Origin of the sequence: Mesorhizobium sp. M0615, from assembly GCF_040320805.1 — a bacterium.
In the GTDB taxonomy this organism is placed as follows: Bacteria; Pseudomonadota; Alphaproteobacteria; order Rhizobiales; family Rhizobiaceae; genus Mesorhizobium.
In genome coordinates this window covers 81,740-105,252 of record NZ_JAMYQI010000001.1, presented here as the reverse complement: position 1 = coordinate 105,252, position 23,513 = coordinate 81,740, and the positions used below count along the sequence as shown (strand labels likewise).

At 63.4% G+C, this 23,513-nt stretch carries 20 protein-coding genes and 2 pseudogenes; 6 read left to right on the top strand and 16 right to left on the bottom strand.

Annotated features, from left to right (window positions below; genetic code table 11):
* Nucleotides 1-61 precede the first annotated feature (61 nt).
* The 5 genes from corA to NKI46_RS00535 form a co-directional block, all read right to left on the bottom strand.
* Nucleotides 62-1,036, bottom strand: coding sequence for a magnesium/cobalt transporter CorA (corA, locus tag NKI46_RS00555; RefSeq protein WP_023728252.1), 975 nt, complete (start codon nucleotides 1,034-1,036; stop codon nucleotides 62-64).
* 211 nt (nucleotides 1,037-1,247) lie between these two features.
* A complete protein-coding gene (ychF, locus tag NKI46_RS00550; protein ID WP_023695807.1) occupies nucleotides 1,248-2,351 on the bottom strand; it encodes a redox-regulated ATPase YchF in 1,104 nt (367 codons plus the stop codon).
* Nucleotides 2,352-2,448: 97 nt separating this feature from the next.
* Nucleotides 2,449-3,189: an aminoacyl-tRNA hydrolase gene (gene pth / locus NKI46_RS00545; RefSeq protein ID WP_023737808.1), complete on the bottom strand. Its 741-nt coding sequence runs from the start codon at nucleotides 3,187-3,189 to the stop codon at nucleotides 2,449-2,451.
* 21 nt (nucleotides 3,190-3,210) lie between these two features.
* Nucleotides 3,211-3,855, bottom strand: a complete 645-nt coding sequence (locus NKI46_RS00540; protein WP_023686131.1) for a 50S ribosomal protein L25/general stress protein Ctc — start codon at nucleotides 3,853-3,855, stop codon at nucleotides 3,211-3,213.
* Nucleotides 3,856-4,120: 265 nt separating this feature from the next.
* On the bottom strand, nucleotides 4,121-5,353 hold the full coding sequence (locus NKI46_RS00535) for an ROK family transcriptional regulator (protein ID WP_245260363.1): 1,233 nt from the start codon (nucleotides 5,351-5,353) through the stop codon (nucleotides 4,121-4,123).
* A gap of 242 nt (nucleotides 5,354-5,595) precedes the next feature.
* On the opposite strand from NKI46_RS00535, the gene NKI46_RS00530 reads away from it, so the two are divergent.
* The 4 genes and pseudogenes from NKI46_RS00530 (at nucleotide 5,596) to NKI46_RS00515 (ending at nucleotide 11,032) form a co-directional block, all read left to right on the top strand.
* Nucleotides 5,596-8,157 (top strand): ATP-binding cassette domain-containing protein, encoded by a 2,562-nt coding sequence (locus NKI46_RS00530; protein WP_352744257.1) that lies wholly within the window; start codon nucleotides 5,596-5,598, stop codon nucleotides 8,155-8,157.
* Nucleotides 8,154-9,143: pseudogene (locus NKI46_RS00525) on the top strand (ABC transporter permease). The gene NKI46_RS00530 and the pseudogene NKI46_RS00525 overlap by 4 nt, the downstream one beginning before the upstream one ends.
* Before the next feature lie 46 nt (nucleotides 9,144-9,189).
* Nucleotides 9,190-10,191 (top strand): rhamnose ABC transporter substrate-binding protein, encoded by a 1,002-nt coding sequence (locus tag NKI46_RS00520; RefSeq protein WP_352459848.1) that lies wholly within the window; start codon nucleotides 9,190-9,192, stop codon nucleotides 10,189-10,191.
* A 79-nt stretch (nucleotides 10,192-10,270) separates the two neighbouring features.
* A pseudogene (locus NKI46_RS00515) lies at nucleotides 10,271-11,032 on the top strand (glutamine amidotransferase).
* 22 nt (nucleotides 11,033-11,054) lie between these two features.
* On the opposite strand, the gene NKI46_RS00510 reads toward NKI46_RS00515, so the two are convergent.
* On the bottom strand, nucleotides 11,055-11,486 hold the full coding sequence (locus NKI46_RS00510; RefSeq protein ID WP_023670043.1) for a MarR family winged helix-turn-helix transcriptional regulator: 432 nt from the start codon (nucleotides 11,484-11,486) through the stop codon (nucleotides 11,055-11,057).
* A 150-nt stretch (nucleotides 11,487-11,636) separates the two neighbouring features.
* Here NKI46_RS00510 and NKI46_RS00505 point away from each other — a divergent pair, with 150 nt between their 5' ends.
* Complete coding sequence (locus NKI46_RS00505) at nucleotides 11,637-12,479, top strand: alpha/beta fold hydrolase (RefSeq protein ID WP_155927111.1); 843 nt, start codon at nucleotides 11,637-11,639, stop codon at nucleotides 12,477-12,479.
* Nucleotides 12,480-12,578: 99 nt separating this feature from the next.
* Here the strand turns inward: NKI46_RS00505 and NKI46_RS00500 are convergent, their stop codons facing one another.
* Nucleotides 12,579-13,493 (bottom strand): alpha/beta fold hydrolase, encoded by a 915-nt coding sequence (locus NKI46_RS00500; protein ID WP_023823413.1) that lies wholly within the window; start codon nucleotides 13,491-13,493, stop codon nucleotides 12,579-12,581.
* A 140-nt stretch (nucleotides 13,494-13,633) separates the two neighbouring features.
* Nucleotides 13,634-14,878 (bottom strand): MFS transporter, encoded by a 1,245-nt coding sequence (locus NKI46_RS00495; protein ID WP_352744253.1) that lies wholly within the window; start codon nucleotides 14,876-14,878, stop codon nucleotides 13,634-13,636.
* 203 nt (nucleotides 14,879-15,081) lie between these two features.
* Between NKI46_RS00495 and NKI46_RS00490 the strand changes: the two genes are divergently transcribed.
* Nucleotides 15,082-15,954, top strand: a complete 873-nt coding sequence (locus tag NKI46_RS00490) for an AraC family transcriptional regulator (protein ID WP_352510482.1) — start codon at nucleotides 15,082-15,084, stop codon at nucleotides 15,952-15,954.
* A gap of 35 nt (nucleotides 15,955-15,989) precedes the next feature.
* On the opposite strand, the gene NKI46_RS00485 is transcribed toward NKI46_RS00490, so the two are convergent.
* The 8 genes from NKI46_RS00485 to lgt all read right to left on the bottom strand — a co-directional run bounded on the left by NKI46_RS00485 (nucleotide 15,990) and on the right by lgt (nucleotide 23,479).
* Entirely contained in the window at nucleotides 15,990-16,961 is a 972-nt protein-coding gene (locus NKI46_RS00485; RefSeq protein WP_023695796.1) for a Bug family tripartite tricarboxylate transporter substrate binding protein, read from the bottom strand.
* A 146-nt stretch (nucleotides 16,962-17,107) separates the two neighbouring features.
* A complete protein-coding gene (locus NKI46_RS00480; protein WP_352744251.1) occupies nucleotides 17,108-17,377 on the bottom strand; it encodes a hypothetical protein in 270 nt (89 codons plus the stop codon).
* 330 nt (nucleotides 17,378-17,707) lie between these two features.
* Nucleotides 17,708-18,643: a ribose-phosphate pyrophosphokinase gene (locus NKI46_RS00475; RefSeq protein WP_023686119.1), complete on the bottom strand. Its 936-nt coding sequence runs from the start codon at nucleotides 18,641-18,643 to the stop codon at nucleotides 17,708-17,710.
* A gap of 141 nt (nucleotides 18,644-18,784) precedes the next feature.
* A complete protein-coding gene (locus NKI46_RS00470) occupies nucleotides 18,785-19,381 on the bottom strand; it encodes a hypothetical protein (RefSeq protein ID WP_023713943.1) in 597 nt (198 codons plus the stop codon).
* Between the two features lie 55 nt (nucleotides 19,382-19,436).
* The gene (locus tag NKI46_RS00465; protein WP_023683716.1) at nucleotides 19,437-20,588 is read right to left on the bottom strand and encodes a M24 family metallopeptidase; all 1,152 of its coding nucleotides are present in this window, start codon (nucleotides 20,586-20,588) and stop codon (nucleotides 19,437-19,439) included.
* The gene (pgeF, locus tag NKI46_RS00460; RefSeq protein ID WP_023751246.1) at nucleotides 20,588-21,382 is read right to left on the bottom strand and encodes a peptidoglycan editing factor PgeF; all 795 of its coding nucleotides are present in this window, start codon (nucleotides 21,380-21,382) and stop codon (nucleotides 20,588-20,590) included. Before pgeF ends, NKI46_RS00465 begins: the two co-directional genes overlap by 1 nt.
* 151 nt (nucleotides 21,383-21,533) lie before the next feature.
* A complete protein-coding gene (locus NKI46_RS00455) occupies nucleotides 21,534-22,598 on the bottom strand; it encodes a class I SAM-dependent methyltransferase (RefSeq protein ID WP_352744249.1) in 1,065 nt (354 codons plus the stop codon).
* Nucleotides 22,595-23,479, bottom strand: coding sequence for a prolipoprotein diacylglyceryl transferase (lgt, locus tag NKI46_RS00450; RefSeq protein WP_023672032.1), 885 nt, complete (start codon nucleotides 23,477-23,479; stop codon nucleotides 22,595-22,597). Before lgt ends, NKI46_RS00455 begins: the two co-directional genes overlap by 4 nt.
* Between the last annotated feature and the right edge of the window lie 34 nt (nucleotides 23,480-23,513).

The following is a 23,513-nucleotide window of genomic DNA, read 5'->3' as shown; positions in this document are numbered from 1 at the left end:
ACGATCACCGGGCATCCGGATGCCGTCCGGGCGGCGTTTGGTCAAGCGAATTCTATTGGGCCTACAACCAGCCGCGGCGGCGGAAATACCAGAACGGCAGGATCGCCGACAGGATCATCAGGCCGATGGCGAAGGGATAGCCGAGCTCCCATTTCAGCTCCGGGATGACGTCGAAATTCATGCCGTAGATCGAAGCTACCAGCGTCGGCGGCAGGAAGATGACGGCGGCGACCGAGAAGATCTTGATTATGGCGTTCTGCTCGATCGAGATCATGCCGAGCGTCGCGTCGAGCAGGAACGAGATCTTCTGCGACAGGAAGGTGGCGTGGTCGGCGAGCGACAGCACGTCGCGTGATACTGTCTTGATGCGGGCGCGGACGTCCTTGCTCATCTTGATCTGGGTCGCGACATGGGCAAGGAAGCCGGTGAGGCGCTGCAGCGAGATAAGGCTGTCGCGGATCGAGGAGGCAATGTCCTCCTTGCGGCCGATGGCCTTGAGCAGTTCCTGGAAGTCGCGATTGCGCTTGTTCACCTTGGTCGACCGCGCTTCGAAGATATCGCGCGAGATCGTCTCGATGTCACGGCCGGCGCGTTCGAGAATATCGGCTAGGCGATCGACGATCGCCTCCAGCAGGCCGATCAGGATGGTGTTGCCGGTGGTGCAGCCTGTCGCCACCTTCTCGGCGCGCAGGGGAAAGGTCTTGAACGCCTTCGGCTCATGATAACGGATGGTGACCAGTCTCGGGCCGGCAAGCACAAAGGTAACCGGTGACATCAAGGGATCATCGATTTCGGTCTGCGCCGGCAAGGTGGCGGTCATGAAGTAGGCGCCGTCCTCGATGTAGAGGCGGCTCGAAATCTCGATCTCCTCCATCTCCTCGCGCGTCGGGATGGCAACGCCGAGCCAGGTCTCGATCGCTGTTTCTTCTTCCTTGGTCGGGTTGAGAAGGTCGGCCCAGACGACGTGATCGCCATTGGCCACGAGATCGTCGGCGGGGCGCAGGCGGTCATTGCCGACGACGAAGGCCTTGATCATCGCCGCTCTCCATTGGTTGAGCCCAAGAGGTTCCGTTCGATAGCGATGGGTCTTGCACGCGCGGCAGTTCCCACGGCCACGGCCAGTCGGATGCAGAGGGCCTTAGACCCGGTGCCAAGGGCAGTCAAGCGAAGCGGCAGGCTGGCTCCTCCACTTGACGCAGCTGTGATCGGCCGCGGTCAGCGCGCGAGCCGCGAGATGCCTCGGCGTCTCAGGTGTTGAACTTGAACAGCAGCACGTCGCCGTCCTGGACGACATATTCCTTACCTTCGTCGCGCGCCTTGCCGGCCTCCTTGGCCGCCACTTCGCCGCCCAGCGTGACGTAGTCGTTATAGGCGATGGTCTGGGCGCGGATGAAGCCGCGCTCGAAGTCGGTGTGGATGACGCCGGCGGCCTGCGGGGCCTTGTCGCCCTTGTGGATGGTCCAGGCGCGCGTCTCTTTCGGCCCGGCGGTGAAATAGGTGATGAGATGCAACAGATCATAGCCGGCGCGGATGACCTTGTTGAGGCCGGGTTCGTCGAGACCGAGCGACGACAGGAACTCCATCTCTTCTTCGTCCGAGAGCTGGGCGACTTCGGCCTCGATCGCGGCCGAGATTACGACGGTGCCGGCGCCCTGCGCTGTCGCCATCTTTTCCACGGCCTTGGTGTGCTCGTTGCCGGTGGCGGCGTCGGCTTCGGCGACGTTGCAGACATAGAGCACGGGGTGCGAGGTCAACAGGTTCAGCCCCTGCAGGATGCGCAAATCCTCGGCTGAAATGCCCTTGAGCAGGATGCGGGTCGGCTTGCCGGCCTGGAGGAGCTCGAGTGCGGCCTCCATCATCGGCAGCACGGTGGTTGCTTCCTTGTCCTTGCTGCCGGCGCGCTTGCGGAACTGCACGATGCGGCGCTCGAGGCTGTCGAGGTCGGCAAGCATCAACTCGGTCTCGACTGTATCGGCGTCGGCGACAGGGTCGATCTTGCCCTCGACATGGGTGATGTCGTCATCCTCGAAGCAGCGCAGCACGTGGACGATGGCGTCGACCTCGCGGATGTTGGCGAGGAACTGGTTGCCCAGCCCTTCGCCCTTGGAGGCGCCGCGCACCAGGCCGGCAATGTCGACGAAGGAGATGCGGGTCGGGATGATCTCTTTCGACTTGGCGATCGCGGCGATCTTCTGCAGCCGCGGGTCAGGCACTGCCACCTCGCCGGTGTTCGGTTCGATGGTGCAGAACGGATAGTTGGCGGCCTGCGCCGCCGCCGTCCTGGTCAACGCGTTGAAAAGCGTCGACTTGCCGACGTTGGGCAAGCCAACGATACCGCATTTGAAACCCATGTTCGTCCGGTCCTATCGGGAAACTAGAAATTTGATGAGGGCTATGGGCGATAGGGGTAAGGAACGTCAAGCCCTGCGGTCCCGATCCTATCGAAGCTCAGTCCTTCTTGCCGAACAGCTTCTTCAACATCGCCGCCATCGGGCCGCTTTCCGGCAGCTTGGCTGGCGCCTGCTGCGGTCGGGCCTGGCGGATGTGGCTTTGAGCCTTTGGACCTTCAGCCTTCGGCGCCTTGGGCGGCGGCCGGTCGTCGTCGCTGGTCGGCACCAGCTTGTCACGCAGGGCCAGAGTAATGCGGTTCATGAAGGAACTGTCGTCGCCCTTGGCCAGCAGCCCGGCATCGTCGGCGATGGTGTCGAGCAGCACATCCAGCCACTCGCGATCGGCCTTGGCGAAGTCGCCGAGCACATGGCCATGCACCATTTCCCGGACGCCGGGATGGCCGACGCCGATGCGCACGCGGCGAAAATTCTTGCCGACATGCTGGTCGAGCGAGCGGATGCCGTTGTGGCCGCCGGCGCCGCCACCGACCTTGACCCGCAATTTGCCGGCGGGCAGGTCGATCTCGTCATAGAAGACGGTCAGCGCCTCGGGGCCGAGCTTGTAGAAGCGCAAGGCTTCGCCGACCGCCTGTCCCGACAGGTTCATGAAGGTCTGCGGCTTGATCAGCAGAATCTTCTCGCCGGCAATCGTGCCTTCGGCGATCAGGCCCTGGAACTTCTTCGACCAGGGCGAAAACGAATGGCGGCGGGCAATTGCGTCCGCCGCCATGAAGCCGACATTGTGCCGGTTATCAGCGTATTTCGCGCCCGGATTGCCGAGGCCTGCAAAGACAAGCATCGTGAACTCCGGGCCCGAAAATTACTTCTCTTCGGCAGCAGGGGCCGCCGCTTCGGGGGCTGCCGCTTCCGCCGTCTCTTCCGTCTCCGGCTTCATCGCCGAGGAACCGGCAATGGTCGCGATGGTGAAGTCGCGATCGGAGATCACCGGCTTGACGCCGGCCGGCAAGGTAACCGCCGAGATGTGGATCGAATCGCCAATGTCGGCGCCGGTGAGATCGACGGTGATGAATTCCGGGATCGCATTGGCCGGGCAGTGGAACTCGACTTCGTGACGCACGATGTTGAGCACGCCGCCGCGTTTGATGCCGGGCGACTTGTCTTCATTGATGAAGTGGACAGGCACGTCGACGTTGACCTCGGTGTCCTTGCCGATGCGCAGGAAGTCGACATGGACCGGGAAATCCTTGACCGGGTCGAGCTGGAAATCCTTGGGCAGAACCTGGATTTTCTTGCCGTCGACATCGATCGTGGCGATCGTGGTCAAAAACCCGCCGCCATGGATTTTGTAGAAGACGTCCTTGTAGTTCAGCGCAATCGCCAGGGGAGGCTGTCTGTCGCCGTAGATAACTGCAGGCACTTTACCGTTGCGGCGAACTGCACGGGCGGACCCCTTACCGACCTGTTCGCGCGCTTCGGCCTTGAGCTCGTAAGTATCGTGGCTCATGGCATTTCCTTTCGCGTTTTATGGAGCGTTTGCGGTGGCAGTGTGCCTGGACCGTAAACGTCGAAAGCCGCCAGGCCTGGATGTCCGAATGCCAGAAACCGCATACGCGGAGCTTTGTTCGGGATCACAAGGGAAGGCAGCCTTCCGCCGCGTTGCCTCCAAGGGTGTCTACGCGGGTGGCGGCTCTATAGCGGAAGGCGGGCAGGCGTGCAAGCCATGGCGGGCAAGGGCGGCCGATGCCTGCGTTGGGCGCGCCGCATTGCGCTCAGGCCGGCAGGTCGGTGGGCGGATTTGATCCGTTTCCCTTGGCGCCACCGAGCGTGGACAGAGCGCTCAGCAGTTTCGTCCGGTCCTTGCCGATCATGAGCACGCCGCTGTCGGGCGCCAGCAGCGCCGAGAACGGCAGCATGGCGGCGCCGATCGAGGACGCTTCGGGGCCGAATTGCCCCGGCACGATCTCCGGCGCCACGATGCCGATGGCGCTGGCCTGGTTGAACTGGGCCTGCACCCTTGCCAGCAGTTCGAGATGGATCGGCCTGGGCAGGATCGAGTCGAGAACGATGGCCTCGATATCGATGATGGAGGTGATGGCGATGATCGCCTCGACCAGCGCGCTCGCGCAATCGTCGATCCATTCGAACAAGGGCGCGCGCGCCTCGGGCGGCAACGGATCGAGCTCTCGCACGCGGTTGATCACCACGCCGCGCGACCTCAGGTGATTGACCAGCACATAGATCGAGGCGCGATGCAGCAGGCTCTGGTAGCGCGCCGGTTTGGCCGCGACCGAATCGAGGCTCGAGGGCGAGACCGGCAAGGGCCCGAGTGCTGCGGTGTTGCCATGCGGGCCGGTATGGACCCTGCCGCCTTGCACCAGGCCGCCGCCGACGAAGGTGTCGATCGAGATGTGCATGAAATCGCGGAAGCGGGCGCCGGCGCCCTGGACAAGTTCGGCCAGCGCCGCCGACGTGGCGTCGTTTTCCACGAACACCGGCGTCTTTGCCGGCGTGGCAAAGCATGTCGTCAGGTCGATCGCTTCCCAGCGGCTGCCGAGATCGTCGGGAAAGCCGAGTTCCTCGCTCCAGCCGCCGAGGAAATAGGGGGAGGCAATGCCGACGCCGACGATGCTTGCATCGCCAAGTCCGTCGACGAGTTTCTCGAACGTGGCCAGCGCCATGTTGCCGGCCTTCAGCACCAGATCAGGATCGGGGAAGCGGTATTCGTGCGACTCTCTTGCGCGGATTTCACCGGCGAAGTCGACCAGAACGGCTTCCAGCGCACGCCGGCCGATCTTGATGCCGACGCTGTAGATGCGCTCCGGCGTCAGCCGGTACAGCGTGGAGGGCGAACCGCGCTGCCCGAACCTTTTTCCCACTTGCTTTACGAATCCGGAAGATTCCAAGCCGTCGACGATGGCAGCGACGGCCGCCGGCGTCAGGCTTGCCGCGCGCGCCAGATCGGACTTGGAGGCTTCCTTGAGGCGACGGATGGCGTCGAGCACGAAACGCTCATTATAGTGCCGAACTTTGACAGAATTGCTGCCTTTCCCTGACAAAACCCGAACACTCCCCAAATGTCCCGTTCCCGGCGCGAAGCCCGCAAACCACCTGCGGCCGAGCGCACCCTGCGGTGCCTATGCTGGCGGCGACAGTGCGCGTCGGAACCATGGAAGTCAATTTTGCCGTTGCGCCTTTGCGCTATTTAATATAGCAAATTGAAAAAATAACTAGGCAGGGAGGAGACGTGCTGCACTCGGGCACACAAAGCGAAGCCGACGCTGCGGTGGTGCGGGCTGTTCCCATTGCCCTGGTTCAGGCGACGAAGGCTTTCGGCGGCACGATTGCGCTCAAGGACGCCTCCTTCGAATTGCGCTCCGGCGAGGTGCTGGCGCTGCTTGGCGAAAACGGCGCCGGCAAGAGCACCTGCGTGAAGCTTCTGGCCGGCGTGCATTCCCCCACCAGCGGTCACGTCGAGGTCGACGGCAAGCCAGCAGCTTTCCATTCGCCGCATGACGCGCAGGCGGCCGGCATTGCGGTCATGCACCAGCATCCTGGCTTGTTTCCCGATCTGTCGGTGGCGGAGAACATCTATCTCGGCCACATGCCGCGCGACCGCTTTGGCGGCATCGACAATGCCGCCATGCTGGCCGGCGCCCGCAAGGTGCTGGCTACCGTCGGGCTCGACGTGCCGGCGGCAACGCGGCTGGGAACACTGCGTACCTCTGAACAACAACTGGTCGAGATCGCCCGCGCGCTGTCGCTGGATGCCCGCGTGCTGATCATGGACGAGCCCACGGCGGCGCTGTCACAGCGCGAGGTCGAGCGGCTGTTTTCCGTCGTTGCCGATCTCAGGCTGCATGGCGTGGCGATGATGTTCGTCGGCCACCGCATGGATGAAATCTTCCGCATCGCCGACCGCATCGCCGTGCTGCGTGACGGGCGCCTGATCGGCGTCAAGCCGAAGGCCGAGCTTGGCCGCGCTGCCGCCATCAGCATGATGGTCGGGCGTGAAGTCACCGACCTCTATCCCGAACGGCGCCATGCCTCAGGCGCGCTGGTGCTGGAGGCGAAGGGACTTTCGCGCGCCGGCGGGTTTGCCGGTATCGACCTCAAGCTTCACGCCGGCGAGGTGCTGGGGCTTGGCGGCCTGGTCGGCAGCGGACGCACCGAGATTGCGCGCGTGCTGTTCGGTATCGACCGGCCCGACGCCGGCGAAATCCTGATCGACGGCAAGCCCGTGCAGTTCGCCTCGGCGCGCGACGCCATGGATGCGCGCATCGCCTATGTGTCGGAAGATCGCATGGGCCAGAGCCTGGTGATGGATTTCTCCATCCTCGACAATGCGGTGCTACCTGTTCTCGACAAGGCCGCACAACGCGGTCTCTACGGCACCGACCGCGCCATCGGTCTGGTGGCGGACTGGCTGAAGCGCATGAAGCTGCGCTTTTCCGGTTATGGGCAGCCGGTGAAAGAGTTATCCGGCGGCAACCAGCAGAAGGTGGTGCTGGCCAAATGGCTGCGCACCGAGCCGCGCGTGCTCATCCTCGACGAGCCGACGCAAGGCATCGATGTCGGTACCAAGGCGGAAGTGCATGCAATGATTGCTGACCTTGCCGCGCAAGGCATGGCGATCCTGCTGATCTCGTCAGAGATGCCCGAACTGATCGGCGTGTGCGACCGCATTATCGTGCTGCGCGAAGGCCGCCAGACTGCCGAGTTTTCGCGCGGGCAAGCCACGCAGGAAAAAGTACTGGAAGCGGCGACCAGGACCGATGAACGTGCCGGCCAGGCAGCGCAGATAGAACGCGCCGCCGAGGAGGAAAAGGCAAAAGGACCGTTCGATTTTCTGAAGCGGCGGGAATTCGGCCTGCTTGCGGCAATGCTCGCCGTCGCCATTCCGGTCACCATCATCAACCCGCGCATGGTGAGCGCGGCGAACCTCACCGCTGTGTCGATGGACGCGGCCTTGCTGATTGTCGCCGCACTGGCGCAGATGCTGGTGCTGATCACCCGCAACATCGACCTGTCGATCGCAGCTGTGATCGGCCTCTCCGCCTATATGGCGGCCAGCATGGTTCAGGCCTATCCCGGATTGGACATCGGCATCGGCCTGATCACCGCCTGCGCCGTCGGCGGCTTTGCCGGACTGCTCAACGGCCTTGTCGTTACCAGGGGAAAGATCCCGGCCATCGTCGTTACGCTGGCTTCGATGTCGATCTTCCGCGGTTTCAACTCGATCTGGGCGGCGGGCGACCAGGTCAGCGCCGACGAAGTCACGCAAGCCTGGCTCGACATGACCGGGCTGAAGATCGCAGGCGTGCCGCTGATCGTCATCATCGCTATTGTCATCCTGTGCGCCGGCTATGTGCTGCTCTATCGCACCGCAACCGGGCGCGAGCTGTTTGCCACCGGTTCCAACCCGGACGGCGCAAGGCTGATCGGCATTCCGGTCGACCGGCGCATCCTGCTGGCCTTCGGCATGGCCGGCCTGCTAGGCGGCCTGTGCGGCGCCCTGTGGGCTTCGCGCTACGCCACCATCGATGCCCGCGTCGCGCTCGGCTTCGAACTCACGGTGATCGCCTCTGCGGTGGTCGGCGGCGTCGCCATCCGCGGCGGCTCGGGCACGCTGCTCGGCATCATCCTTGGCGCGCTCACGCTCTTGGTCATCAAGAACGGGCTGACGCTGGTGCGTGTCGACCCGCTCTGGCTGCAGGGCGTCTATGGCCTGGTGATCCTGGTTGCCATCGGCATCGACACCTTCATCGCGCGGCGTGCCGAACAGGCAAGACAGGCGAGGGCGAGATGAAAAAGTTTATCCGCTCGATCGACTTCTGGGATCTGCTGCTGGCGACCGCCTGCCTCGCTGTCTTCGTCTATGCGGCGGTCTTCGTGCCGAATTTCGTTTCCGGCTTTAACCTTTCTCAGCTGGCGGCGAGCGCCTCGGAAAAGGCGTTGCTGATCCTGCCGATGACGCTGCTCATCATCACCCGCGAGATCGACCTGTCGATCGCCTCGGTGCTGGCGCTGACATCCGTGGTGTTTGGCCTGCTCGTCCAGGGCGGCGTGCCGACGCTGGCGGCCATTCCGCTGACGCTGGTCTTCGGCGGCCTGCTCGGCGCCTTCAATGGCTATCTGGTTTCAGGGCTGGGGCTGCAGTCGCTGGTGGTGACGCTCGGCACCATGGCGCTCTATCGGGGCATTGGCTACATCCTGCTCGGCACCGGTTCGGTCAACATATTGCCGCCGGCGGTCGTCGATTTCGGCATCAGCAATCTGCCGGGCACACAAATCCCGTGGACCATCGTGCCGTTCCTGCTGCTGGCGCCGATCTTCGCGGTGGTGCTGTAGAAGACGCCGACCGGCAAGCGCATCTATGCGCTCGGCGGCAGCCCCGAAGTGGCGCGTTATTCCGGCATCGATACGCGCAAAATGGTGCTGAAGCTGTTCGTCGTTTCGGGCATGGTCGCAGCCATCGCCGGCATCGTCTACACCGCGCGCCTCTCCAACGCCCGCGCCAACAATGCGCTCGGCATGGAGCTCGATGTCATCACCATCGTGCTGCTCGGCGGCGTCAGCGTCTTCGGTGGTAAGGGGCGGCTCACGGGGGTCATGCTGGCGCTGCTGTTGATCGCCATCATCCGAAATGTGCTGGCGCTCAACCAGATCGGCGGCGACGCTCAAGGCATGATCATCGGCCTGCTTCTGATCGGCTCGCTGCTGGTCGGCAATTACTGGCGCTCCCTGGAGGAGCGGCTGTCAAGATCGCGCGTCCTGCGCGAAACCAAGGGGTGATCTCGGGCCCCTTTCTTCAAGCCCGAATTCTGACGGAGGAGACACAATGAAAGCGTTTAGAATAGCCCTGCTCGCATCCGCGGTTCTGCTTGCGCCGGCCTCGCTGGCCTACAGCCAGGAATGCGCCAAGGAACCGGTGACCGTCGGCTTCCTGCCCAAGCTCGACACCGATCCCTACTTCAAGGTGGCTTTCGGCGGCGCCGAAGAGGCGGCGAAGGAAATTGGCGGCACCGCCACCCAGGTCGCCCCGTCGCAGGCGACGGCCGAGGCACAGATCGAATTCATCAACAGCCTTGTGTCGCAGAAGGTCGGCGTCATCGCTATCGCCGGCAACGACGCCAATGCCGTTGCGCCTGCGCTGAAGCGCGCCGTTCAGCAAGGCGTCCGGGTGATCTCGTACGATTCCGACGTCGCGGCCGATGTGCGCGCGGTGTTCGTGAACCAGGTGAAGGGCGACAGTCTGGCCGAAATGATGCTGGAAAGCGCATTCAACCTCAGCGGCGGCGAAGGCGAGTTCGCCATCCTGTCGTCGACGCCGACGGCGACCAACCAGAACGCCTGGATCGACTTCATGAAGGCGAAGATGGCGGCAGAGCCGAAATACGCCAAGATGAAACTGGTGCAGGTCGCCTATGGCGAGGAGAGCGAGCAGGTCAACCAGCAGCAGGCCTTGGCGCTGGTGCAGGCGTTTCCGGATCTCAAGGTGATCATCGTGCCGGCAGGCATAGGCCTTCCGGCGGCCGCGCGCGCACTCGAGGAAGCCGGTATGATCGGCAAGGTCAAGCTGACCGGCCTTGCGCCGGCCACTTTGATTTCGAAATACATCAAGGATGGCGCTGCCCAGGATATCTGGTGGAATGTCACCGATCTCGGCTACCTGACCTATCAGGCGGCCCAGGCGCTGGCGCAGTGCAAGATCACCGGCAAGGAAGGTGAGAAGTTCACGGCAGGCAGGCTCGGCGAGTACACGATCGGCGCCAGCGGCGAACTGATCCTTGGCCCGGCCAAGATCGTGACGCCGGAAAACCTGGCCGAGTTTAAGTTCTAAGCCTCCCAAGGCCCGGCGGGCGCCGGTTCAAGCCGGCGCCCGCTCGTTCAATTGTCAGTCGAAAAGCGTGAGGGCGACGATGAAACTCTTGCTGGCAGGCGAGACCTTCGCGGCGACGACGTCGGTCGCTGCCGGCGGCGACGTTCTGACAAGTGCGACATGGGTGAATGGCGCGACGGCCTTCAATGCCGCCCTTGCCGCAGAGCGCATAGCGGTGACGCAGATCGGTGGCGATCGCTGTGCGGCCGAATTTCCGTATGACCTCGACGCGCTGGCCGAATACCAGGCGGTGGTGATCTCCGATGTCGGCGCGCTGACCTTGCTGGTCACGCCGGAGGCCCGCGCCGGGCGCATCGGCGTCAACCGCCTCGACGTCCTCAAGGCCTATGTCGAAGGCGGCGGCGGGCTGATGCTGGCCGGCGGCTATATGGGGTTCCAAGGCCTGTTCGGCACGGCGCGTTTCCACGACACCCCGGTCGAGGACGTGCTGCCCGTGCGCTGCCTGCCATTCTCGGACGGGCTGGAAGTGCCGCAAGGCCTGCAGCCGTCGATCCTTCAGGCGTCGCATCCGATCCTTGCCGGTGTCGCGGGTCCGTTGCCGCCGATCCTCGGCATGAACAAACTCGATTTCAGGCGCGACGGCTCGTCCTAGCTTCTGGCGACCTGCCAGTATCGCGGCACGGACTGGCCGCTGCTTGCGGTTCGTGAGCATGGCCGTGGCCGCACCGTCGCGTGGGCGACCGACATCGGCCCACACTGGCTGTCGCAGGACTTTTTGGGATGGCCGCTCTACGGCAAGCTGATGGGCAACGTCGTGCGCTGGCTGGCCGGCAAGGATTAAGCCTGGCGTGTTTGTAGGGCAGCTAGTCCGGCTTGCTGCTCAACGCTTCGCGCAGCGCCTGGATCCGCCGATTCAAGGCATCGAGATCAGCCATCGTCATGCCCGAGCGTTCGATCAGGGTTTCGTTGAGGCAGTTGCACTGGACGAGCAGCGCGCGGCCGGCAGGCGTCAGGTCGACCTGCACCTGGCGCTCGTCCGTCTGGCTGCGCTGGCGGGTGACGAGACCGGCCTGTTCCATGCGCTTCACCAGCGGCGTGATGGTGCTCGATTCCAAAGCGAGCCTGTGCGCAATCGAGCCGACCGACATCCCGCCGGCTTCGGCAAGTGCGTTCAGCACGAGATATTGCGGATAGGTGATGCCCATCTCGTCCAGCATGGGCTTGTAGGTGCGATTGATTGCCATGCTGGTGGCGTAAAGCGTGAAGCAGAGCTGGTTGTCCAACGGGAGAGGCACGAGGCATTCCTTTGCCGACTGAGCACATCAATATGTACCACGAAAAATGATATCGCGATACATATTTTCTGTAGACAAGGATTTGGACCTGCGCTAGTCGTATGGTTATCGCGATATTGATTATCGCGGAAGCATTCAATGGAGAGCGAGATGACCAAGCCCGGCAGCAGCACGATCACCACCAAGGACGGCACCGAAATTTTCTACAAGGATTGGGGAACGGGACAACCCATCGTCTTCCATCACGGCTGGCCGCTGAGCAGCGACGACTGGGACGCCCAGATGCTGTTCTTCCTGTCCAAGGGCTACCGCGTCATTGCCCATGACCGGCGCGGCCATGGCCGCTCCACCCAGACCGATACCGGCAACGAGATGGACACCTACGCCGCTGATGTCGCGGAGCTTGCGGCGCATCTCGACCTCAAGGACGCGATCCATGTCGGCCATTCCACCGGTGGCGGCGAAGTGGCCCGCTATGTCGCGAAGTACGGTTCCGGTGGCCGTGTCGCCAAGGCCGCACTGCTCGGCGCGGTGCCGCCGATCATGCTGAAGACGGCGGCCAATCCGGGTGGCCTGCCGATCGAGGTGTTCGATGGTTTCCGCTCCGCCCAGGCAGGCAACCGCGCCCAGTTTTTCCACGATGTTGCGGCCGGCCCGTTCTACGGCTTCAACCGCCCCGGCGCCCAGGTGTCGCAGGCTGTCGTCGAGAATTGGTGGCGCCAGGGCATGATGGGCGGCACCAAGGCGCATTATGATTGCATCAAGGCGTTCTCGGAAACCGACTTCACCGACGATCTGAAGGCCATCGACGTGCCGGTGCTGGTGATGCATGGCGACGACGACCAGATCGTTCCGATCGCCGACTCCGCGCTGCTGGCTGTCAAGCTGCTCAAAAAGGGCGAGCTCAAGGTCTACAAGGGCTTCCCGCACGGCATGGCGACGACCCATGCCGATGTCATCAATGCCGACCTCCTGGCCTTCTTCAAGGCGTAGAACCGTTCAGTTGAATAGACATCGTCCAGTCGGATAAGCAAGGCACCCGCCGCCGGGCGGGTGCCTTTGCTTTCATCGAAATGTCAGCGAGGCGGTGCCTTATTTATCGAGAAAACCAGTGATCAGCTTGACGGTCGCGTCGGGATTTTCCTCCATGATCCAGTGACCGGAGTCGGGCACGATGCCGCTCGTTACATCGGTCGCAACAAGCCGCAGGAGATCGGCCTGCGTAGTGCCAGCGGATTTTTCACCGCCGACAGCCAGTAGCGGCATGGTCAGTTTGCCGCCGGCGGCAAGCATCGCCTGGTTGTCGATCGCGTCCTGGTCAAACGCCTTGAACTGCTCGAAAGCGTCATGCATCGCATGCGGGCGGGCATAGAGTTTGGCGTAGTGCCTGCGCGTCGCCTCGTCGATCTTCTTGGGGTCAGCCGACAGCTCGTTGTAGAAGCGGTCGAGATAGATGCGCTCGCGCCCCGCGACCAGCCGCTCCATATCAGGGCCGCGGAAGTTGAAGTGCCAAAGCAGCGGGCTTTGCTTGATCTTTTCCCAGTCGCCTATGCCGGGCAGCGGCGCGTCGATGATAACCCATTTGGTGATGCGCTTGGGATACTGAGCGGCGAGCGCATAGCCGACCATGTTGCCGATGTCGTGGGTGACGAGATCTGCCTTGTCGATCTTCAGGGCATCCAACACGCCGGCGATGTCGACGGCCTGGTTCTTCTTGGCGTAGCCCGCTTCCGGGTGGGCCGACAGACCCATGCCGCGCAGGTCCGGCACGATGACGGTGTGGTCCTTTGCGAGGGCGATGGCCGCGGCGCCCCACATGTCTCCGGTATCGGCAAAGCCGTGCAGCAGCACGACGGCGGGACCCTTGCCGCCAACGCGCACATAGAGTTTGGTGCCGTTGGTTTCGACGGACTGCGTCTTGAAACCCGGTGGAAAGGGAACGATGCGTGCCGTCGCCGGCAGGGTAACAAGAAGCACACCCAATACGGCCAATACGATCTTGCGCATGTCATCCCCAGAGACGTCGAAGGCCCCAAGCCTTCGTTGATGACTATCTCTAGCAGGCTTTTCAACCAGCGCATGGTGAAAGAATCACAGAGGGCGCAGCAATGCCGCGCCCTGCGTCAAATCCGCAAAATCGACCGGTTTTATCTGGCCGCCGCTTGCGCCTTCCTGGCTTCCATCATGTTGGGCAGGAACACCGTCAGCAGGCCGAGCAGCGGCAGATACGAGCAGATCTGGAAGACGAAATCGATGCCCTTCATGTCGGCGACGACGCCGAGCACGGCGGCTGCAATGCCGCCCATGCCGAAGGCGAAGCCGAAGAAGATCCCGGCGATGGTGCCGACACGTCCCGGCACCAACTCCTGCGCAAACACGACGATGTTGGAGAAGGCCGAGGACAGGATCAGGCCGATCAGCACCGTCAGCACCATCGTCCATTCGAAATTGGCGTAGGGCAGCGCCAGCGTGAACGGCAGCACGCCGACGATCGAGAACCAGATCATCGCCTTCTGGCCGTAGCGGTCGCCGAACGGTCCGCCGAGCAGGATGCCCAGCGCCGAGGCGCCGAGGAACAGGAACAGCATGACCTGGCTCATCTGCACCGACACGCCGAACTTATGGATGGAATAAAAGGTGTAGTAGCTGGAGAGCGAGGCGATGTAGGCGTTCTTGGTCAGCACCAGCAGCGTCAGCACCGCCAGCGCTCCCATCACCTTCTTGCGCGGGAAGGGGGAGACGAAGCTTGCCGCCTTGCGATTGCCCTGCGCGGCGCGCATCCGGCTGTACCAGCCGCCGACCCGCGACAAAACGATGATGCCGATCAGAGACCCGACGGCGAACCATGAAATGCTGGTCTGGCCGAAGGGCACGACGATGAAGGCAGCGAGCAGCGGCCCCATCGACTGGCCGAAATTGCCGCCGACCTGGAACAAAGATTGCGCCAGGCCAAAGCGGCCGCCGGAGGCAAAGCGGGCAATGCGCGAGGATTCCGGATGGAAGATCGCCGAGCCGATGCCGATCAGCGAGGCGCCGACCAGAAGCAGCGCATAGTGGCCGGCATAGGCGAGCATGATCAGGCCAATCAGCGAGGACGCCATTCCGTAGGGCAGCGAATAGGGCATTGGCCGCTTGTCGGTGATCATGCCGATGACCGGCTGCAGCAGCGACGCCGTGACCTGGAACGTGAAGGTCAAAAGACCGATCTGCCAGAAATCGAGACCGTAGTTCTCTTTCAGCAGCGGATAGATCGCCGGCAGCAGCGATTGCATGATGTCGTTGATGCCGTGGCAAAAGCTCACCGCCAGAATGACGGTGAAGGCGGTCGCCTGGGCTGAAGGGAGGCTGGCGCTTGGCTGCGGTGCAATGCTGGTGGCTGTCGTATCGGTCAAGGCAGGCTCCGAGGTCTTTTTGGCGGGTGTTTGCCCGCGGGCAGGCTTGGCGGCCGCTCCCGCGGACCGCCTTAAGGACGCTCGTCTGAAGCGCTTGGGCGACGCCCCTGCGGAGCGCCTTGGGGATGGCTGCCTTATAAGCCGCTTGCCAGGCGACTTCTTTCGTGGTTTGGTCCAATAGTTTCGCAAGTGGGCCATAGCCGATGCCACATGGCAGGGACATCTTCCGCGCCGGCAATGCCGATCTCGGCCGATTGCACGAAAGCCGCTGGCAGTGGCTGGAGGAGGTTTCCGGGCCGGCGGTGGCTTTGCCGACCGAATATCCCGACGGTTACCTCGTGCCGCAACACCGCCACAGCCGCAGCCAGCTGCTGCATGCGCTGGTCGGTGTCGTGCTGGTGACGACCAGGTACGGGCGCTGGATGGTGCCGCCCGACCACGCAATGTGGATACCGGCCGGCACCGAGCATTCTGTCGAAATGCTGGGCGACGTCTCGATGCGCTCGGTCTATGTCATGCCGGGCGCTATCCCCGGCCTGCCGGAAGGTTTGCGCGTCGTCGGCATCACCGAGCTGATGCACAGCCTGATCGTCGAATCGGAAAAGCTGCCGCAAGGCAGCGAACTGGAAGGCCGCGGCGGGCTGATCATGAACCTCTTGCTGCACGAGATCCCGACCTTGCCGGAACGGCCGCTCGGGCTGCCGTTCCCGTCCGACCCGAAGCTGGCGGCGCTCTGCCGACGCTTTGTCGCGGCACCTTCGCCGCACGCCACGATCGACGAGTGGGCGGATGCCGCAGGCATGAGCCGCCGTTCGTTCACCCGCGCCTTCCAGCGCCAGACCGGACTGTCCTTGTCGACTTGGCGCCAGCAGGCCTGCCTGTTTGCGGCCCTGCCCAGGCTCGCCGATGGCGAGCCGATCACCAGGGTGGCGCTCGACCTCGGTTATGACAGCGTGCCGGCATTCATAACCATGTTCAAGCGCATGCTTGGCGCCTCGCCGCGCGGCTATATGCGCGGCGCCCGCGACGAAGGCATGCGGCGGGCTCAGCCTCGACTTGAGGCCCCGGCGCCGTAGCGCCAGGAAAAGCCCGCAGTACTTTGCCGTAGGCCCTAGTCCAGCTGAACGCCGCTGGCCTTGACGATCGGTTCCCATTTGGCGAGTTCGGCCTTCACATGCACTCCAAGCTCTTCCGGGGTGGAGGCCACGATCGAGGCGCTGAACTGGGCCATGCGGGCGATCACATCAGGGTCTTTCAGGGCTTCAACTGCCGCCTTCTGAAGAACGGCGACGGCCTCCGGCGGCGTGCCTGCGGGCGCGAACAGAGCGTTCCAGCTGTAGGTTTCATAGCCGGGAATGGTTTCGGCAATGGCCGGTATGTCGGGGAAGGAGGGAACGCGCTCCTTGGTGGTGACGCCAAGCGCTCTCAGCGTCCCGCTCTTGATATGGCCCGATGAAGAGGGGAGGTTGTCGAACATCATCGGCACCTGATTGCCGATAACGTCGTTCAAGGCCGGTCCGGCGCCCTTGTAGGGAATGTGCTGCATGCTGACGCCGGCCATCGTCTTGAAAAGCTCGCCGGAGAGATGGAGCGGGGTGCCATTGCCTGATGAGGCGTAGGCATATTTGTCCGGGTCCTTCTTCAGCATCTCGATCAGTTCCTTGACGTCCTTGGCAGGGAATTCAGGGTTCACGACCAGGACGTTTGGCACCAGCACGAGCAACGATATCGGCGCAAAATCCTTCTCCGCATCGTAGGGCTTTGTCTTCAGGATCAGCGGGTTGAGCGCGTGGGTTGCGACCGTGCCCATCAGGATCGTGTAGCCGTCCGGTTCGGCTCGGGCGACCTGGGCAGCGCCGATGCTGCCCCCGGCGCCGCCGACATTTTCGACGACAATCTGCTGGCCCAGCTTTTCGGACATCTTGTTGGCGACTAGGCGCGCGACCAGATCCGTCGAGCCACCGGCGGAAAAGGGGACAACCATGGTGATGGTCCGGTCCGGAAAATCGGCGGCCCAGGCCGCCGGTACTGAAAGGGTGGCTGCAATGGAAACCGCGAGCCCGAGCAAAGTCCTACGCCGCATCTGCTACTCCTCCGTTGATTGGAGGGGCAGTATGGCCATGGTGAACTCCTCGCACAATGCAACCATGGACTGACTGCCCGCCTCAGGAGATCGGGCTTGACACCGATGCTTCGGTTGGCGTGCGCGAGAACGCCTCACCCCTCAGTTCAATCAGCCTTGGTCCAGCTGAAAACAAGCCATTTGTATCGTGACGTCTCTTCAGGCTCGGCCGTGTAGGTCATCTGCATGTCGCCGCCCTCGGTGTAGATGTCGAGCCTGGGTGCCGTGTCCAGTTCGAGCCACACGGAATCGTTCTTGAACGACCATGTCCCGCACCAGACGCAAGGCCCCGATGCCGGGTCACCCGGTTGGTGAAAATTGTAGCGGCCGTCCGCCGTGATCTCCAGATAGTCGAAGGCGCCATAAAAGGCGGTCACAGTCTGCTGAAACAGCCGCTTCCTGGTGGGGCTTCGCCGGCTCTTTCAGATCACGCGGTGGCCGGATTGCGGACCCTGCGATGCTCCATTTGCCGATGAAATCCTTTTCGGTGGGAAGAAATTCCGTTTGCGCCTGCGCGGTCGAAACCGGAGCGATTGTCGGCGCATAGGCCGCGCTGGCGATGCCGATTGCGAGAAGCATTCCTGCGATGCCTGCAGCCTTGATTCGATTGCGCATCAGCTGGCTCCTTTCACGACGGTTTGGGGCAGATTCCAAAAACGAGATTACCCCCGAGCCAGGCCCGGGGGCACGCTTTTGGGCAACATGGATTAATCGAACAGGCTCGACACGGACTCTTCGGTCGCCGTGCGCGAAATCGCCTCGCCCATCAGGTCGGCGATGGAGATGACGCGGATGTTCGGGGCGTCGAGCACGCCTTGCGTCGGCTGGATGGAATCGGTGATCACCAGTTCCTGCAGCTTCGAGCCGCTGATGCGGGCGACCGCACCGCCCGACAGCACGCCGTGGGTGATATAGGCGGTGACGCTGGTAGCGCCGTTGGCGAGTAGCGCATCGGCGGCGTTGCACAGCGTGCCGCCGGAATCGACGATGTCGTCGATCAGCAGGCAATCCTTGCCGGCGACCGCGCCGATGATGTTCATCACTTCGGATTCACCGGGACGTTCGCGGCGCTTGTCGACGATGGCCAGCTGTGCGTCGAAGCGTTTGGCGAGCGCGCGGGCGCGCACCACGCCGCCAATATCGGGCGAGACGACGACGACATTGGCAAGCTGTTTGTATTTTGCCTTCACGTCACGGGCCATCACCGGCACCGAGAACAGATTGTCGGTCGGAATGTCGAAAAAACCCTGGATCTGGCCGGCATGGAGGTCGAGCGTCAAAACGCGGTCGACGCCAGCGCGGGTGATCATGTTGGCGACCAGCTTGGCCGAGATCGGTGTGCGGCCCGAGGCCCGGCGATCCTGCCTGGCGTAACCGAAATAGGGGATGACCGCGGTGATGCGCTTGGCCGAGGAGCGCATGAAGGCATCGATCATGATGAGCAGTTCCATCAGATGATCGTTGGTCGGGAACGAGGTCGACTGCAGGATGAAGACATCCTCGCCGCGCACGTTTTCCTGGATTTCGACGAAGATTTCCTGATCGGCGAAGCGTCTGACGCTGGCCTTGCCCAGCGGGACATTGAGATAGCGGGCGACCGCTTCGGCCAGCACCCGGTTGGAATTGCCCGCGAAAAGCTTCATGCACCGTTCCTGGCGAAGGATGGGGAGGTCCTCTTAATCGGGCTTGTAGCGAGCCGTGCCGGTATTGCAAGCCTCGTTGACGGGAATCCGCCGGCTAATCTCAAAAACGTCAACAGTGAACGGAAGCCGGTAACAGGCGGATCAGCCGGCGCTGCCGCCGAGCCAGGCCGCGAACTGGTCGATCGTCTGGTCGGCGATCGCCTGCATGGTAGCGGGTGCAACCGCGGGCCAGCCTTCGGCGGCATTGACCGAGGGCGCCTTCTGCTGGCCATTGATGCGGTGTAGCCGGTTGCCGGCGGGGTCATAGACGTCCCAGACATAGATAACGGTGGTGTCCTTGCCTTCCGTCATCGTCGAGAAGTAGCCCTTCAGCACATGGGTGGCGGCCTGGTCGGCGCTGCCGGCAAGGGTGATGCCGCGCTGCTTGGCGCGTGTCTGCAGTTCGGCCGTCAGCGGCGTTGCCGCTTCCACGGAGGCGCCGACGATCGGCGCGATCTGCAGCCGGGTCTTCGACAAAGCGGCGGCGCTCTGCGCGGGGTTGGCGGGTGTCGTGGCGCCGACGACCGGCGCTGGTGTGGCGGCGGGCGCGATGCCCGGGGCAGCCAAGGGCTGAGCCGGTTGGGCCGAGGCTGCCGGCGGCGTGATGGCGGACGGCTCAAGGACGTCCTTGGCATTGGTGCAAGCGGCCAGCACGAGCGCTGCGAGCAATGACACGGTCGTCACATGCGATCGTCTCATCTGCCCGAAAACTCCTTAGTCGCGAACGCCCCCGCGTGGACCAACCATTATGGATTCACTGTACGATCAAGTCGAGATCATGGCGTGAAAGCGGCTTCGGCTGGGATTCGGTGGTCAGGTAGGTGCGGCCAAGCGTCATCGCCGTCTCGGTTTCGGAGTCCATGATGATCATGTGCGCGAACAATGTCATGTTGGGCGCGATCGGCTCGGGATTGCCCTGGTAGAACATCGGCATATCCATCCAGGACGGGGTGAAGCGGGCGCCGACGGAATAGCCGCAGGCGTTCAACCGATGCTTGGTCAGGCTGTGCGCCTCCAGCGTGCGGGCATGCGCGTCGAAGACGTCGCCGAAGGTGTTGCCGGGCGTCATCGCCTTCTCGACCGCCAGAAGAGCCGCGCGGGCGGCGTCGAACAGCTCCTGATGGCGCTTCGACGCCTTGCCGGTCAGCACGGTGCGCATCATCGGCGCGTGATAGTGATGGAACACGCCGGCCCATTCGAGCGTCAGCTGATCGTTCTTGGTCAGCTTGCGGCGCCCGGCCTTGTAGCGGCAGAGCAGCGCGTCGATGCCCGAGCCGATGATGAATTCATTGGCCGGATAGTCGCCGCCGCCGGCAAACACCGCGCCCTGCATGGCGGCAAGGATCAGCGCTTCGTCGCCGCCCTGCTTGATCAGCGGCAGGGCCGCGTCGAGCGCGTCGTCGGAAAGGTTGGCGGCCTTTTCGGCCTTGGCGATTTCAGCCGGGCTCTTGAACAGGCGCAGACGGCCGACAATACCGGAGGCGTCGGCGATCTGGCCGAAGGTCTGCAGCTGCTCGTCGACGCGGCGGCCATTGAAGGCGGTCAGGCCATGGGTGTCGTATTCGACGCCGATGCGGGCGCCGAGGAGATTGAGGTCGTTGAGCAGGTTGCGCAGGTCGACCGCCGGGTTGGCGCCGTCGCGGTCGGTCCACAGCACGATGTTGTCGATGATCGATGTGTGGCGCGCCTGGCGCAAATCGGCCGAGCGGGTGAGCAGCACCATCGAGCCGTCAGCCTTCACAACCAGGCACTGGAAGAAACAGAAGCCGAACGTGTCGTAGCCGGTTAGCCAGTACATGCTCTCCTGGGCGAAAAGCAGTACAGCATCGAGCTTCTTTTCCGTCATCTCGATCATCAACCGGTCACGCCGGGCGTCAAATTCCGACCGTTCGAAATGCAGCGCCATTATCCCTTCTCCAAAACAATTGCCGAAACCTGCCGACCGTAGTCCGGTTCCTTGCGATGCGTCGCGCGCCGGTAGGAAAAGAAGAGATCCTCCTCGGCATAGGTGCAGCGGCCAAGCCCCTGCGCGGTCACGCCAGCCTTCTTCAGCCGGTCGACCGTATAGAGGTTGAGATCGAACATTGCATGCGCCGGATTGGCCGAAGGCGCGAAATAGCCGATGTTTTCGGCATCGGCTTCGACGAAACGGGCGACGAATTCCGGCCCGACCTCGTAATTGTCGGGGCCGATCGAAGGACCGAGAACCGCAATGATGCGCTCACGGCGGGCGCCGAGGCTTTCCATCGCGGCAATGGTGTTTTCAAGCACACCGGTGAAAGCGCCCTTCCAGCCGGCGTGTGCAGCGCCAATGATGCGCGCTTGCGCATCGGCGAACAGCACCGGGCCGCAATCGGCCGTCGAGGCGCCGATGGCGATGCCCGGCCGGTCGGTGACGATGGCGTCGGCCTTGGGCCGCGGGCCGGGAAAGGGTTCCCTGGCAATAACGACATCGGGCGAGTGGACCTGATGCGCGGTCAGGAGATGGCTGGCCGGCACACCCATCCAGGCAGCGACGCGGCGGCGGTTCTCGGCGACCAGCATCTGATCGTCATCCGACCCGGTGCCGATGTTAAGTCCCTGATAGATGCCGCCGGAGACGCCGCCGATACGGGTGAAATAGCCATGGCGGATACCTCGCGGCTTGGCCGCTTCCAGCAGCGGCGAGCGAACAGGATCCGGTTTGGTCTGATTCAGCATGGATGGGTTTGTTGTCCGCGCCGGCGTTTTCGTCAAGGCGAAGTTCGGCCGAGTGATTGCGACAGTGCTGCTGCGTCGACTTTGCATTGGCCAAAAGCAGGCATGCGACCACAAGCGACATGGCGGGACGGCTTGTAACGATCTCCGAGGGTCAGACTGGCTGATGCGGCAGGATTTTCAGGATTTTGAACAGCGTGCCCATGCCGTCGGGTCCGGCCAGGCGCTCGACGGCATCGGCAATGGTTTGTCGTGCCTCTTGGCTTGCCTGGCTGCCCAACTGGCCAGCTCGCTCAAGCAATCCCATGCCAAGCAGAAAGTCGCCCTGCGTCGCCAATTCCACATCGAGGCCATGCGCCCGCACGACGGCGGCCAGTGCCGCGAAGTCGACATGGGCGGTGAGATCGGCTTCGCCGGGATTGGCCAGCACATCTTCGGGGGCGTGCCTGCGCACGGCCTGCAATGTGTCGCCGAAACCGGGCTGGAGATGGCCGTAATCGGGGAACAGCCCGGCGCCGCCGTGGTCGGCTATGCGTTCGGCAATGGTCGCCATCAGTGCCGCGCGGGCCGGTGCTATTTCGAAAATAGAGCCTTGTGGCGCCTCGGCGGCGTCTTCCGGCAGCAGCGTCGCCTCGACCGAGCCGGCGCCGGCGAAGAAGCTCAACTCGTCTGAGACATCGAGGCCGATCACCCGTTCGCGCCAGCCGGCGCCGGCGCGGATGAACTGGCGGATCGGCACAGCGTCGAACAATTCGTTGCCGACAATCAGCAACGGCGCCTGCGGTAGTGTGGCGATGGTTTCGTGCCAGCCGAGCTCAACCGAAGTTTCGGCAAGCGTCTGCTTCTGGATTTCAGTCAGCCGCGGACTGGTCTCGACCAGAGCGAAGGATGCTCCGGCGGCGATAGCCGGATCGAGCCGCGTCAGGGTGCGAAGCATGTCCTTCATCAGCGTGCCGCGGCCAGGCCCGATCTCCGCGATGGTGACCGGCAGGGGTCGGCCGATCGCCAGCCAGGCCTGATAGAGCCAGACGGCGACGAGTTCGCCGAACATTTGGCTGATCTCGGGTGCGGTGACGAAGTCGCCGGCGGCGCCGAACGGCTCGCGCGTGGTGTAGTAGCCGTCGCTGGGATCGAACAGGCAGAGCGCCATGTACTCGTTGACCGGGAGGGGGCCGAGCGCGCCGATCAGGTCGACGATGCGGGTCTTCAGCCGTGTCATGCCGGCTGTGGTTGCGGCGCCGGTTTGGCTGTGGCCATCGCCCAGATGCCGGCCAGCACCATCGGCAGCGACAGCACCATGCCCATGGTGAGCCAGCCGCCGAGGAGGTAGCCGAGCTGCTGGTCGGGCTCGCGGAAGAACTCGACGAAGATGCGTGACAGGCCGTAGCCGCAAATGAAGGCGCCGCCGACAAAGCGCGGCGTCTTCAGCTTCAGCCGCGAATGGGTGAGGAAGCGCAGGACCAGGAACAGCACCGCGCCCTCGAGCAGCGCTTCGTAGAGCTGGCTCGGATGGCGAGGCTCCAGGCCCGCGACACAACCCGCCACGGTCTGCTGGAGACGCTCGTTGCAGAAGACGACGCCCCACGACACGTCGGTCACGCGACCCCAGAGTTCGGCATTGACGAAGTTCGCGATGCGGACGAGGCCGAGCCCGACCGGCACGCCGGCTGCCACCACGTCGAACAGCGTCCAGGTGCGGATGCCGCGCTTGAGGGAAAACAGCGTCATGGCGAGGATGACGCCAAGCAGGCCGCCATGGAACGACATGCCGCCCTGCCAGACGGCGAAGATGTCGAGCGGGTGGTCGATATAGCGCTTTAAATCGTAGAAAAGCACATAGCCGGTGCGTCCGCCGAGCACGACGCCGACGGCGGCCCAGACGATGAAATCGTCGAGGTCGATCGGCTTCATCGGCAAGACGCCATCAGGCCACAGCCTTGTGTTGGTGACGAGCCGCTTGGCGTACCACCAGGCGAACAGGATGCCGACGATATAGCCGATGCCGTACCAGTGCACAGCCAGCGGGCCGATCTGAACCAGGATCGGGTCGATGTTGGGGAAGGACAGCGACGCCATCGGCAGCGGGAAATAGTCGTTCAACAGGATCTCCTGGGAGGGCTCGCGTTAGGGCGCG

Coding starts and splice junctions, on each gene's coding strand:
- corA (WP_023728252.1), bottom strand. CDS start 1,036: ATGATCAAGGCCTTCGTCGTCGGCAATGACCGCCTGCGCCCCGCCGAC.
- ychF (WP_023695807.1), bottom strand. CDS start 2,351: ATGGGTTTCAAATGCGGTATCGTTGGCTTGCCCAACGTCGGCAAGTCG.
- pth (WP_023737808.1), bottom strand. CDS start 3,189: ATGCTTGTCTTTGCAGGCCTCGGCAATCCGGGCGCGAAATACGCTGAT.
- NKI46_RS00540 (WP_023686131.1), bottom strand. CDS start 3,855: ATGAGCCACGATACTTACGAGCTCAAGGCCGAAGCGCGCGAACAGGTC.
- NKI46_RS00520 (WP_352459848.1), top strand. CDS start 9,190: ATGAAAGCGTTTAGAATAGCCCTGCTCGCATCCGCGGTTCTGCTTGCG.
- NKI46_RS00505 (WP_155927111.1), top strand. CDS start 11,637: ATGACCAAGCCCGGCAGCAGCACGATCACCACCAAGGACGGCACCGAA.
- NKI46_RS00500 (WP_023823413.1), bottom strand. CDS start 13,493: ATGCGCAAGATCGTATTGGCCGTATTGGGTGTGCTTCTTGTTACCCTG.
- NKI46_RS00490 (WP_352510482.1), top strand. CDS start 15,082: ATGCCACATGGCAGGGACATCTTCCGCGCCGGCAATGCCGATCTCGGC.
- NKI46_RS00485 (WP_023695796.1), bottom strand. CDS start 16,961: ATGCGGCGTAGGACTTTGCTCGGGCTCGCGGTTTCCATTGCAGCCACC.
- NKI46_RS00475 (WP_023686119.1), bottom strand. CDS start 18,643: ATGAAGCTTTTCGCGGGCAATTCCAACCGGGTGCTGGCCGAAGCGGTC.
- NKI46_RS00470 (WP_023713943.1), bottom strand. CDS start 19,381: ATGAGACGATCGCATGTGACGACCGTGTCATTGCTCGCAGCGCTCGTG.
- NKI46_RS00465 (WP_023683716.1), bottom strand. CDS start 20,588: ATGGCGCTGCATTTCGAACGGTCGGAATTTGACGCCCGGCGTGACCGG.
- pgeF (WP_023751246.1), bottom strand. CDS start 21,382: ATGCTGAATCAGACCAAACCGGATCCTGTTCGCTCGCCGCTGCTGGAA.
- NKI46_RS00455 (WP_352744249.1), bottom strand. CDS start 22,598: ATGACACGGCTGAAGACCCGCATCGTCGACCTGATCGGCGCGCTCGGC.